Below are 12,294 nucleotides of genomic sequence, written 5' to 3' on the forward strand. Positions count from 1 at the left end.
GGCAGATTTCTCACGTGTTCCTCACCCGTTCGCCGCTAATTCACACCCGAAGGTGCTTCATCGCTCGACTTGCATGTGTTAAGCACGCCGCCAGCGTTCGTCCTGAGCCAGGATCAAACTCTCCATAGAAATGTTTGATCTTTAGCTTTACGAGACAAACAAACTGTCGTTTATTTAGTCTTATTACCAAAGGAAATCAACGAGTATTGATACCGAAGTATCCATACTTCATTGAAGTATTTATTTATTGAATGACCCTAGATTGTTTGCACAACTAGTAAAGCCATTCAATGGCATTGACTTATGGCACGCTGTTGAGTTCTCAAGGTACGGATGCGCACTGCTTCGCAGAATTTCTTCTACTTTTCAGGGCAGACCGCAAAACCTAGTCCATCACACCTTCGCAGGTCAAATCGGCTAGATCTTAGGTACTTCTGCTGTACGACCGTTTTTAGCGATTTCGCGCTTATTTCGTTCGTTCCACAGCAAGGGTCGTAACTATAGGTGGCTCCACCTGACAGGTCAAATCGGCATATGACCAAAAGGGCCTAATCCGGGGTGAGATGGCTCATATTTGCTGTACAACGCAAAAACCTCACTTTTTACGCATAAAAAGTGAGGTTTTTGTATTAAAGAGATTTACGAGATGAGCTCTACTGCCGCGAGATCGCGCTTTCCTTTACGTAAAAGTGCATATTTTCCGCATAAAAAGTGGATTTTTTCGAGCTTGAAATCCTCTGCTGGGACCTTTTCATTGTTGAGATATGCGCCACTCTCCTTCACGATGCGACGAGCCGCTGATTTTGAATCAACAACTCCAGTAGCAGCTAGAAGATCAACCCATGTTGGTAGCTCCTCCCCTGCCTTTACTGTTGTGCGCGGAAGTTCTGCAATGGCAGATGCAAGTGTTGCTTCATCGAGTTCTGCAAGATCTGCTTGACCGAATAAAGCGCGTGCTGCAACTTCAACGCGTTGTGCAATTTCAGGTGAATGCACAAGTGAAGTGAGTTCACGAGCAAGCGCTCGATGCGCTTCACGTGCACCAGGATTTTCATTATGTGTCTTCTCAAGTTCTTCAATCTCTTCTCGTGTTTTAAATGAGAATGTTTTAATGAATTTAATGACATCTGCATCATCGGAGTTCAACCAATATTGGAAAAATGCATAAGGCGAAGTCATCTCTGGATCTAGCCATACAGAACCACCGGCGGTTTTTCCAAACTTTGTTCCATCAGCCTTAGTAAGTAGTGGAACTGTAAGTGCATGGGCACTTCCGCCTTCTGCGCGACGAATGAGATCAAGGCCTGCAGTGATATTTCCCCACTGATCTGATCCACCAATCTGCAACGTACAGTTACTGCGTCGGAAGAGCTCGAGATAATCCATAGATTGCAAAACTTGATAGGAAAACTCTGTGTAGGAGATTCCATCTTTCTCTAATCGAGAAGATACAGAATCTTTATTAAGCATCTGATTGACACTGAAGTGTTTTCCGATATCGCGTAAGAATGCGATCGTAGAGAGCGGCGCAGTCCAGTCAAGGTTATTGGCCATTGTTGCTGGGTTGTGCGTTGTTTCAAAGTCCATAAATTTAGAGAGCTGAAGTTTGATGCGGTTAACCCATTGTTCAACAATTGCTGTGTCATTGAGTGAGCGCTCGTCATTGCGACCACTTGGATCTCCAACCAGGCCAGTCGCTCCCCCAACGAGAAGGATGGGGTTGTGTCCGGCTAACTGGAAGCGACGCATGACAAGAAGGGGAACCAAGTTGCCAACGTGAATACTGGGCGCAGTTGGGTCGGTACCGAGGTAGAGCGTGATGGGCTTCTTGAGCGATTCGCGCAGGGCAGCCTCATCGGTCGTTTGCGCGATAAGCCCACGCCATTTCAGATCATCGAGTAAGTCATTGTTTATTGCGGTCATCATGCACCCATCATGGCCGAGAAGGCCTTGTTCTTGTCGCCGAATTTCTTCTCATCGGCCTGGACTGTGGACTTTAAGTTTTGAATTTGTTGAGCAAATGATTGCGGTGATGTTCCACCGATTGTTGTGCGAGATGCCAACGCACCATGCACTGTCAGAACCTCTCGAACGTCAGGAAGTAGAGATGGGTGGACATGAATGAGCTCCGCATCAGTTAATTGATGAAGCTGACGTCCGGATGATTCGCAGAGTGCAACACACTTACCTGCAGCTTCATGCGCATGAGCAAAAGGGACATGGGCCCGTACAAGGTAATCAGCAATCTCAGTTGCAAGTGAGAAGCCAAGAGGCGCAGCAAGTGCCATCTTTTCACGATCGAAGTCTGTTGTCGCCACCATTCCAGTTACCGCTGGAAGAACGAGTAGCACTGTGTCGATTGAATCAAAGAAGGGTTCTTTATCCTCTTGAAGATCGCGGTTGTAAGCAAATGGAAGACCCTTGAGTGTCGTAAGCAGTCCAGTCAGATTACCTACAAGTCGACCGGCCTTACCTCGAGCGAGCTCTGCCATATCCGGATTCTTCTTCTGTGGCATGATCGATGAACCAGTTGAATATGCATCGGCAACTTTAGCCCAACCAAATTCAGTTGTTGCCCAGATGCACCACTCCTCGCCTATTCGAGAGAGATGGCTGCCAACCATTGCAAGAATGAAGAGCGCCTCCGCAACGAAATCGCGATCCGATACACCATCAATGCTATTGGCGGCGGATGAGGTAAAGCCGAGAGCTGCTGCAGTCTTCTCTGGCGCCAATGGAAGCGATGAGCCAGCAAGTGCACCTGAGCCAAGTGGGCTTACAGATGTGCGCGCAATCCAATCATTGATGCGATCGAGATCACGAGCAAATGCATGTGCATGCTTTGCGATTTCATGACCGAAGAGAATTGGTTGCGCATGCTGCAGATGCGTAAATCCCGGTGCCGTTGCATCGCCGTATTCTTCGGCCTTTGCAATCAGTGCGCATTGAAGAGCCACAATGTGCTCGGCCACAGCGAGCATATGGTCGATCGCATAGAGGCGTAGGTCTGTCGTCACTTGGTCATTGCGAGAACGCCCAGCACGTAGCGAGCCACCGATATCGCCTAATTTTTCGGTCAGCCCGCGCTCGAGGGCAGAGTGAACGTCTTCGTCGCTATCGATTGCGTGAAACGCACCTGATGCAACCTCTGAGATGAGCTCTTGGAGCGCACCACGAATTGCTGAAGCCACATCGCTCTTGAGCAGGCTGCTTGATTCAAGAATATCGAGATGGGCCAGCGAGGCGCGCAAGTCATATGGGGCCAAGCGCCAATCGAAATGAACGCTACGAGAGAGAGCAAAGACGGCATCTGCCGGCCCATCAGAGAATCGACCGCCCCAGAGCGCCATTACTTACGACCTTTCTTACCATCACGATAGGAGAGCAATTCTTTCGCGAGTTCGCCTCCGCCGCTTGCTTTTCGGGAGACTACTAAGACCGTGTCGTCTCCTGCGATAGTTCCAATGATTGATTTCAAACCAGAGTGATCGAGTGAACTTGCCAAGAACTGCGCTCCCCCGGGAGGAGTTCGTACGACTGCAAGGTTTCCGCTGGATTCAACAGAGAGGATGAGATCACCCGGCAAAGGCATCGATCTCGCCATCGAATCGTTATCACTTTCGGCAATCGTGTAACCATTGCGACCGCGAACAGCACCGATTTCTTCGAGATCACGACTAGCTGTGGTCTGCGTGACTGCAAAACCTTTCTTCTTTAATTCTTTCACCAAATCACTTTGTGAGGAAATCACTCCCGCTTTGATGAGCGCTATCGCTTGTGCGCGACGTGCTACAACAGTTGACATTATCTCTGCACCTCATGCACGCTTTCAGTAAATACCTTCAGGAACTTCGCCACATCTCTATCTGTCACAATAAGTGGCGGTGCGATACGAATAACTGTTTCGCTATTGCCATTGACGAGAACACCGTTATTCTGACATTCAAGAGCAACCTTCTTGGCAATGGGTTGCGAAAATTCAATTCCAATAAGAAGTCCAGCACCTCTGACAGACTTCACGCCTTCAATTAGCGCCAGATCAGCCATTAATTCAACACCGATTGCGCTGACTCTTGTGAGAAGAGAATTCTTCTCTATGGTACTAATAACAGCGAGAGCCGCAGCAGTTGCGACAGGATTTCCACCGAAAGTCGAACCATGATCGCCAGCCTGGAAAAGTTGAGAAGCATCACCGAGTGCAATCATGGCGCCGAGTGGAAGGCCACCTCCTAGACCCTTCGCCAAAGTAATGACATCCGGTTTAATACCTGAATACTCGTAACCAAACCAATCTCCGGTGCGACCCATGCCCGTCTGCACGCAATCAAAGACAAGCAGCGCACCGGTCTCATCACAGAGTTCGCGAAGTGCCTGCAGATAACCGTGAGGAGGAACAACGACGCCGGCTTCACCCATGATTGGTTCAACAATCACCATGGCAGTTTTCTTATTCACCTTCTTCAACATCGCACCCATGTCACCATAGGGAACGTGTGCAATTCCCTTAATCAGCGGTTTAAATGCTTCGCTTTTCGTTGGCTGACCTGTCAGAGAGAGCGCCCCCATGGTGCGACCATGGAATGAATCTTTTGTGGCAACTATTCGCGTACGGCCAGTTTTCCGTGAAAGCTTGAGCGCTGCCTCATTTGCCTCTGCACCTGAGTTGCAGAAGAAGACACGCGCCTGCTTATCCCCCGTCAATGCACTTAGCTTTGACGCAAGTGCGATCACGTTGGGATGTGCATAGAAATTGCTGACATGCCCAAGAGTTGCAATCTGTTGTGACACTGCCTTCACAACTGCGGGATGGGCGTGACCTAAAACATTTGTAGCAATCCCTGCCAGGAAGTCTAGGTACCGAACCCCCTTCACATCGGTTACTGAAGCACCTTTTCCAGAGACGAGCTCAAGGGTGGGAGTTCCGTAATTTGATTGGAGTGATTTTGTCCAAGCCTTCATGCAACCACCAACGTTCCCCCTGTGTGAGCCAACGCATGTGCGAAAGCTTCTGGATTTGTTCCATCAATTATTCGAACGGCTGTAGCGCCTGCCTTAATTGCTTCAAGGCAAGCTTGTACTTTTGGCGCCATACCTTCTGCAAAAGTAGATTTGATGCTCTCAAGCTCATCAGAACAGATAGCATCAATCAGCGAATCCTTATCCGGCCAATTGCGATAAATGCCGGGCACGTCAGTCATGATTATTAACTCTTTCGCCGACAATGCACCTGAAACTGCAGCTGCGGCAATGTCGGCATTGACGTTGAGTCCTCCATCGCTCTCGAGGTCATTGGCGATAGGTGAAATTACTGGGACTACTCCCTTTTCGAGTAAGACTTCGATTGCAGTGGGATCAATCTTTTCCACTTCGCCGACAAGTCCAAGGTCGGCTGATTCTCCGTTCACCAAAGTTGTTTGTTTCTTTGCAAAGATTGTTCCTGAATGTCGTCCCGATATCGCAAGAGCAGCAACGCCAGACTTAGTGAGAGTGGTGGCAACGGCCGGTCCTACTTCATTGGAGAGAACACTCTCAACAATTTCGAAAGTCTCTGGAGTTGTTACGCGAAACCCTCCAACGAAAGTTGATTCAATCCCTGCGGTCTTGAGAGCGGCATTTATCTGAGGGCCGCCGCCATGGACGACAACTACCTGAAGTCCTTGAGCGACTGCTGATGCCAATATCTTTCCGAATGCTCCATCGTTGTCACTCATAGCATGGCCACCAAATTTGACGACAAGAATGTCCTTGGTGGCCATCATGTTGAATACGCCGAATTCTCATGAACGTAATCATGGGACAAATCATTGGTGCGCACAGTGGCGGTCGATGCACCTGCATTGAGGTCAATGATGAGCTCTACCAAGCGATTATCAAAAGAGACCTTCGTCTTATCCTCAAATGGAGCTGAGTTCTTGGCAACTTGAACTCCATTGAGAATGACATCAATAGTCAGAGGATCTATTTCGGCATCTGCGGTTCCAACTGCAGCAAGGACTCTTCCCCAATTGGGATCGCCCCCAAAGATTGCACACTTTAAAAGATTGTTGCGCGCACATGCACGACCAACTTCTACTGCATCTTTTTCGGAAGCTGCACCTTTTACGGTAATAGCAACTGTCTTTGTAGATCCTTCTGCATCTTCAATGAGTTGAGCACTTAAAGAGCTGCAGATCTCCATCAAGATTCTTTCAATTTCGGAGGCACTGAGTTCAACTCCGCTTGCGCCAGAGCCCATAAGAAGAACTGTGTCATTGGTAGACATACAACCATCAGAATCAATTCTGTTGTAGGTGCGATCGCAGACCCGTGCGAATATCTCTTGTGTATTGGCAGGCAAGATTGCATCGGTCATCACAACCGAGAGCATCGTCGCTAGCGCAGGAGCAAGCATTCCTGCTCCCTTAGCAACTCCAACAGTACGGACTTCATTGAAATTAACTTGTGCAATCTTTGGGACTGTGTCTGTGGTCATAATTGCTCTGGCAATATCTTCCAATGAGTCTCCTGACAGGCGTGCAGATAAATCATCGATTCCTGCGAAGATTTTCTCCATGGGCAATCTCTCGCCAATAAGCCCTGTTGAACAGACAACAACTTCACCGGATGAAATCTCTAGAAGCTCCCCCACTTTCTCGGCGGTGCGATGAGTATCGAGAAAACCATCAGGACCGGTACATGCATTGGCCCCACCAGAGTTGAGAATCGCAGCACGTACGGTTTCACCCTTTGTCACTTCCCGTGACCAGATGACTGGAGCTGCAACGACTTTATTGGTTGTGTATACAGCCGCAGCATCAAACCGAGGACCTAGATTTTGAATGATTGTGAGATCAAAGGCACCTGATGACTTTAAACCTGCATGCTTTCCGGCTGCTCGAAAGCCTTGTGGAAGTGACTTATTCATGCCCCAAGTCCATTTCCGAGTAGACCATCTGTTGCTGCGAACCCTGCAATCAGATTGGCATTGTGCAGCGCTTGTGCAGCGGCACCTTTACCAAGATTGTCGATTGCAACAGAAATCACCAATCGATTGGTGTGTGCATCAATAGCAACTTGTAATTGAGCAAGATTGCTTCCTAATACAGAAGACGTCTTGGGCATCTGGCCTTCTGGAAGCAAGGTCACGAATGGTGATTCTTGATAATAGTGTGCGTATGCGTCGCGTACTTGCTCTATAGAAATTGTTTGATTGAGTTTGACTGTAATAGTTGAGAGAATTCCACGTGGCATCGGCGCAAGTATCGGAGTAAACGAAACCTTCACACTCTGCCCACTGATGCTGGCGAGGGTCTCTTCAATTTCAGGTGTGTGCTGATGGATTCCGCCGAACTTGTAAGAAGAGAGTGAACCTGCAACTTCGCTAGCGATGAGATTGATTTTCGCTGTACGTCCTGCACCTGTTGTCCCCGATGCTGCTACTACAACCACATCACTGAGATCGGCGAAGGCGGAGGCGGGAGCTGCACCGAGTGCAATGGATGTCGCGTAACACCCAGGATTTGCTACACGTGAACTCTGAGCAATCTCTGCGCTCTTACCTGGAAGATCTGCGATTCCATAGACCCATGATCCTGCGTAATCGCCGCCGTAATACTTTTTCCAGGAATCTTCTGACTTCAAACGGTAATCAGCACCGAGATCTACAATTTTGACCGTTTGGGGCAATTGGACCATCAACTTCGACGATTCACCATGAGGTAATGCAAAGAAAACGAGCTCGCACTGAGAGAACTCTTCTGGGGAGAATGAAGAGAACTTTCTGCCAGAGTAGCTGTGCAGCTGTGGGTGAATCGAAGTGATCTCCTCCCCCGCATTCGAATGGGCCGATATGGCAACTACATCGAATCGAGGATGATTGGCTAAGAGGCGGAGTAGTTCGCCCCCGGCGTAGCCGCTACCGCCTATGAGTCCAATTTTCATGGCAACACTTTAGCATATTTATGCAGTTAGATGCATAAATATGCATTTTAGATTGTACGGAGAACCGCCCCTGTGCGCTTCTCGGCCTCTGCCACTGCCGCTTCCCGGGCTTCGGTGATTTCAGCACCTGTCAGGGTGCGATCGTGTGCGCGGAACACCAAAGAGAATGCGAGCGAGATCTTTCCGTCACCAATCTTGTCGTATCGATCAAAGAGCGTGATGGATTCCAGGAGATTTCCCGCGCCCGCGCGAAGCGCATCCTGAACTTCTCCCGCCGGAACCGATTCATCAACTATCAGAGCAACATCTTGAAGCGCTGCTGGCATTGTTCCGACAGTAAATGGTCGTATCAACTTGGTATCGGGAAGCGCACTCAAGCCAACAGCAAATGCCACAGAGCGTTCTGGCAATCCATAGGCAGCGACGATTCGCGGATGCAATTCGCCTGCGTGAGCAACTGCCTTTCCGTCGACTATGAGCTCAGCACATCGACCTGGATGCCATGGTGCGAAATCAGAGCGCTTAATTTCCCAATTGAGATTGCAGAGTTGCAAAATATCCTGCGCGTAAGCGATGGCATCTTGCCACGTATATGAACGAGCGACTCCTTGCCAATCAGATCTCTCGGTCTTACCCACGAGGAGACCAGCAACGTGATACGCCTGTGGTGGCACGCTCGCCGTAATCGCATCAATGACACTTTGATCTGGACGCTTTCCCAGCTCTGGAGAGATCGCAGGAATCAGCTTCTGTGCACTTCGGAAGATGGAGCCCATTTCGAAGATTGCAAAGTCTTTCGCGCCACGGCTGATATTGCGCTGAGCTACCTCAATCAGACCTGGAACAAGGTGGACTCGCATCAACGGGAATTCTTCGGACATTGGATTGGCGATGCGATAGGTAGCAGCACGTTCGCCGACAAAACCCATCGCATCAATAGTGGCTTGATTGGTAAATGGGAAAGTCTGAACTTCGACTAAACCTCGATTTGCCAACATGGCAGCAATCGCTCGACGACGCTTCTGTGTTGGAGTCAGGGATGCGTGCAGTGGACGTGGTGGAAGAATCGAAGGAATTTTGTCATACCCCACCATGCGCGCTACTTCTTCAACAAAGTCTGCAGGCTGCAGAAGATCTGAGCGCCATGAAGGAGGATCGACCTCAAAGGTAGATTCATTCACGTCGCAACCAACGGAACGTAGGTGGGCTGCAATCTCTGCTGGTGCTATTGCAATGCCCAGAACTGATGCGACATAGGAAGGATCGACCTTAACAATTGGCGCATAACGAGGCTCGCCGTCGACAACAGTCTCAACGTGCTGGGCCGTTGAAAGCGAGGTCAATAATTGCACGAATCGCGCAGATGAAAATTCAGCAAGGGAGGGATCGACACTGCGCTCGAGGCGACGTGATGCTTCAGAAGAAAGCTTATGTCGGCGAGAGTTCTTAGCGACAGCGACCGGGTTGAATCTAACTGCTTCAACTGCGATGCGAGATGTTGACTCGGTGATCTCTGATTCAAGCCCGCCCATCGTTCCGGCAAGGGCCAATGGCTTTACATCATCACAGACCATCAGATCATCAGGTTCAAGAGTGCGCTCTTGTCCGTCAAGGGTTGTGAACTTCTGCACAGAGCCGGCTCGCTTGATTGAGAGGCCGCCAGTGATCTTATCCGCATCAAATGCATGAAGCGGTTGTCCAAGTTCAAGCATGACGTAGTTGGTGACATCTACAACGAGAGAGATGGAGCGCATACCCATCTTCTCAATACGGCGACGCATCCATACCGGCGTTTGTGCGCTCTGATCGAAATTACTGAGGGTACGAAGATAGAAGACACTTGCCGCATCGTGATCCACAATCTTTGCGGTAACACCTTTGCCAGTATTTTTAAAAGAGATTCCACGAAGAGCATCAACAGGGTCTGTGAATGAAAGCCCTAAAGAGGCAGCCACTTCACGTGCGATTCCGCGAATACTGAGTGCATACCCACGATCAGGGTTAACAGAGATATCGAAGATGACATCATTGATTTCAAGAGCAGCGATTGCATCCCCACCAATTTCTACTGAACCTTCAGTGAAAGTCATGATTCCGGCATGATCTTCACTGATCCCGAGTTCACGGCCAGAACAAATCATTCCGTTTGATGTTTTGCCATAAGTTTCCCGTGCAGAAATTGCAAAATTTCCTGGAAGAACTGCGCCTGGAATAGCGACGCAGACGATATCTCCCTCAGCAAAGTTTGTTGCTCCGCATATGACGTAACGAGTCTCGGTCTCGCCGCAATCAAGTCCGACATAACGAATCGGTTTCTTGAATTCAGTAATTTCCTCGATAGAGAGTACTTTTCCGAATTTCAGTGGACCAGTGAGATCTGCGCCCTGTGTGATGATTTCTTCAACCTCAAAGCCAACACGAATAAGTCCATCAGAGATTTGCTCTGCTGTGACAGTTGCAGGAATATCAACGAATTCTTTAATCCAAGAGAGTGGAGCGCGCATTTATAGTCCTACTCCAAACTGGCGTGTGAAACGAAGATCGCCTTCAACAATGTCATGCATATCGGTAATTCCATGTCGCACCATGAGCGTGCGCTCGAGTCCCATTCCGAAGGCAAAGCCCGAGTAAATGGATGTATCGATTCCGCAGGTTGCGAGAACTTTAGGGTTGACCATTCCGCAACCACCCCATTCGATCCAGCGACCATTGAAGAAAATATCTACTTCAGCACTTGGCTCGGTGAATGGGAAGAACGATGGGCGAAGTCGGGTTGTCACTTCATCGCCGAACATGTGACGCGCAAAGTTGTCGAGCGTGCCTTTGAGGTGGGCCATGGTGATTCCCTTGTCAACAACAAGGCCCTCGACCTGATGGAAGACGGGGCTATGAGTCGCATCGAGTTCATCTGCACGGAAGGTGCGACCTGGACTGATGACATAAATCGGAGGTTGTTTAGTCAGCATCGAGCGAATTTGGACCGGAGAAGTCTGTGTACGAAGCACCATTCCAGATTCCACTGGTTCGATATAGAAAGTATCTTGCATGGTGCGCGCAGGATGATCTGAAGGAATATTGAGTGCGTCGAAGTTGAGCCAACCTGATTCGAGCTCTGGACCTTCTTCAACTGAGAAGCCTTGTTCGATAAAGAAATCTGAAACTTCATTTTTGATGATGGAGATGGGATGGAGCCCACCACGGTGTGTGCGCTGAACTGGCAGAGTTATATCGACAACTTCTTCAAGAAGTACTCGAGCATCGCGTTCTGCTTCAAGGCGTGCCGTTGCATCAGCGAGAGCCTTTGCAATCTCAGCCTTTGCTTCGCCAATGATTTTTCCGGCAGATGCCTTCTCTTCCGGCGAAAGTGAGCCTAGTGCGCGGCTAGCCAACGAGATTGGGGCCTTATCGCCTACATGGGCTAGTCGGGCAATCTTGAGCTCCTCAAGATTAGTTGATGCAGAAAATGCCTTTACGGCATCCGCGATCCAGCTGCTTACCTCACTTGGATTCATGGGGCGAAGTCTAACCTGCGAGCCCTCGAGAAAGCGTGAAGATAACTATCGAAGCAGCTGCCGAGAGATTAAGGCTTTCAGCACGTCCTGCCATGGGAATAGCGACTTCAGTAATCTCTGATTGCGAGATACCGAGAGCTGATGCATCGACTCCCCTGGCTTCATTTCCAAATACAGAGATATATGAATTGGTGAGCGGTAAGTCGAGAACTGATTCTCGTGCATGTGAAGACATTAAAAGCGGTCGGACGTTTGGGAGGAGAGAAGTTACCTCAACAAATGGCACTGATTCAAAGAGTGGAAGATGCCATATCGAACCCGCAGTTGAACGAACAACTTTTGGTGAATACATATCAACACTTCCAGGTGATGTTATGACTGCGTCGACACCCATCGCATCCGCTGTGCGCAAAATGGTGCCAGCATTTCCCGGATCTTGAATTTCATATAAGTAAACAATTCGAGCTGCAGCTTTTGTAGCGAGTGCGGAAAGTTCTGTAATTTCGCGACGCGGAAGCACGCAGAGGGCGAGAACGCCTTGCGGAGTAACAGTTGAAGTCATTTCAGCCATGACTGCTTCAGTAACTTCAACAACATCTATCTCATTGAGATCGAAGTCAGATAATTTTAAAAGACCAGAATGTGTGACATAGAGATGCTTGATAAAAGGTGCGCTCTTAACTGTCAGCGCTTCACGAGCTGCCTGAATTCCTTCGGCGACAAAGAGTCCGGCTTCTCTACGTTGTTTACTTCCTCTTGAACCAATAAGAGCCTTCACTCGCGAATCCCCGCCTATTTCGAGCCCCTTTTTGAACCCTTCTATTGTAGCTCCGCCCACCCCCTTATTCTTCCCATTCTTTAA

General features: G+C 49.1%; 10 protein-coding genes and 1 rRNA gene. All 11 read right to left on the bottom strand.

The genetic code is table 11. From position 1 onward, the window contains the following. A 16S ribosomal RNA gene (locus tag ACKOVI_RS02035) occupies positions 1-129 on the bottom strand; the annotation flags it as partial. A gap of 510 nt (positions 130-639) precedes the next feature. Then, positions 640-1,926: a tyrosine--tRNA ligase gene (gene tyrS, locus ACKOVI_RS02040; RefSeq protein WP_509602337.1), complete on the bottom strand. Its 1,287-nt coding sequence runs from the start codon at positions 1,924-1,926 to the stop codon at positions 640-642. Then, a complete protein-coding gene (argH, locus tag ACKOVI_RS02045; RefSeq protein ID WP_509602339.1) occupies positions 1,923-3,350 on the bottom strand; it encodes an argininosuccinate lyase in 1,428 nt (475 codons plus the stop codon). The genes tyrS and argH overlap by 4 nt, the downstream gene beginning before the upstream one ends. Then, on the bottom strand, positions 3,350-3,805 hold the full coding sequence (locus tag ACKOVI_RS02050; RefSeq protein ID WP_509602341.1) for an arginine repressor: 456 nt from the start codon (positions 3,803-3,805) through the stop codon (positions 3,350-3,352). The genes argH and ACKOVI_RS02050 overlap by 1 nt, the downstream gene beginning before the upstream one ends. After that, complete coding sequence (locus tag ACKOVI_RS02055; protein ID WP_509602342.1) at positions 3,805-4,959, bottom strand: acetylornithine transaminase; 1,155 nt, start codon at positions 4,957-4,959, stop codon at positions 3,805-3,807. The genes ACKOVI_RS02050 and ACKOVI_RS02055 overlap by 1 nt, the downstream gene beginning before the upstream one ends. Beyond that, entirely contained in the window at positions 4,956-5,759 is an 804-nt protein-coding gene (gene argB, locus ACKOVI_RS02060; protein WP_509602344.1) for an acetylglutamate kinase, read from the bottom strand. The genes ACKOVI_RS02055 and argB overlap by 4 nt, the downstream gene beginning before the upstream one ends. Then, positions 5,756-6,904, bottom strand: a complete 1,149-nt coding sequence (gene argJ / locus ACKOVI_RS02065; protein WP_509602348.1) for a bifunctional glutamate N-acetyltransferase/amino-acid acetyltransferase ArgJ — start codon at positions 6,902-6,904, stop codon at positions 5,756-5,758. Before argJ ends, argB begins: the two co-directional genes overlap by 4 nt. Beyond that, positions 6,901-7,920 (bottom strand): N-acetyl-gamma-glutamyl-phosphate reductase, encoded by a 1,020-nt coding sequence (gene argC, locus ACKOVI_RS02070; RefSeq protein ID WP_509602351.1) that lies wholly within the window; start codon positions 7,918-7,920, stop codon positions 6,901-6,903. The genes argJ and argC overlap by 4 nt, the downstream gene beginning before the upstream one ends. A gap of 47 nt (positions 7,921-7,967) precedes the next feature. Then, positions 7,968-10,424: a phenylalanine--tRNA ligase subunit beta gene (gene pheT / locus ACKOVI_RS02075; protein WP_509602352.1), complete on the bottom strand. Its 2,457-nt coding sequence runs from the start codon at positions 10,422-10,424 to the stop codon at positions 7,968-7,970. After that, positions 10,425-11,432: a phenylalanine--tRNA ligase subunit alpha gene (pheS, locus tag ACKOVI_RS02080; protein ID WP_509602354.1), complete on the bottom strand. Its 1,008-nt coding sequence runs from the start codon at positions 11,430-11,432 to the stop codon at positions 10,425-10,427. 10 nt (positions 11,433-11,442) lie between these two features. Next, positions 11,443-12,210, bottom strand: a complete 768-nt coding sequence (locus tag ACKOVI_RS02085) for a TrmH family RNA methyltransferase (RefSeq protein ID WP_509602356.1) — start codon at positions 12,208-12,210, stop codon at positions 11,443-11,445. Positions 12,211-12,294 lie beyond the last annotated feature (84 nt).

Origin of the sequence: Candidatus Planktophila sp. (genome assembly GCF_046070465.1) — a bacterium.
Classification (GTDB): Bacteria; Actinomycetota; Actinomycetes; order Nanopelagicales; family Nanopelagicaceae; genus Planktophila.

What these genes read in the sequence shown, in the direction of transcription:
- tyrS (WP_509602337.1), bottom strand. Translation starts at nt 1,926, where the DNA reads ATGATGACCGCAATAAACAATGACTTACTCGATGATCTGAAATGGCGT.
- argH (WP_509602339.1), bottom strand. Translation starts at nt 3,350, where the DNA reads ATGGCGCTCTGGGGCGGTCGATTCTCTGATGGGCCGGCAGATGCCGTC.
- ACKOVI_RS02050 (WP_509602341.1), bottom strand. Translation starts at nt 3,805, where the DNA reads ATGTCAACTGTTGTAGCACGTCGCGCACAAGCGATAGCGCTCATCAAA.
- ACKOVI_RS02055 (WP_509602342.1), bottom strand. Translation starts at nt 4,959, where the DNA reads ATGAAGGCTTGGACAAAATCACTCCAATCAAATTACGGAACTCCCACC.
- argB (WP_509602344.1), bottom strand. Translation starts at nt 5,759, where the DNA reads ATGATGGCCACCAAGGACATTCTTGTCGTCAAATTTGGTGGCCATGCT.
- argJ (WP_509602348.1), bottom strand. Translation starts at nt 6,904, where the DNA reads ATGAATAAGTCACTTCCACAAGGCTTTCGAGCAGCCGGAAAGCATGCA.
- argC (WP_509602351.1), bottom strand. Translation starts at nt 7,920, where the DNA reads ATGAAAATTGGACTCATAGGCGGTAGCGGCTACGCCGGGGGCGAACTA.
- pheT (WP_509602352.1), bottom strand. Translation starts at nt 10,424, where the DNA reads ATGCGCGCTCCACTCTCTTGGATTAAAGAATTCGTTGATATTCCTGCA.
- pheS (WP_509602354.1), bottom strand. Translation starts at nt 11,432, where the DNA reads ATGAATCCAAGTGAGGTAAGCAGCTGGATCGCGGATGCCGTAAAGGCA.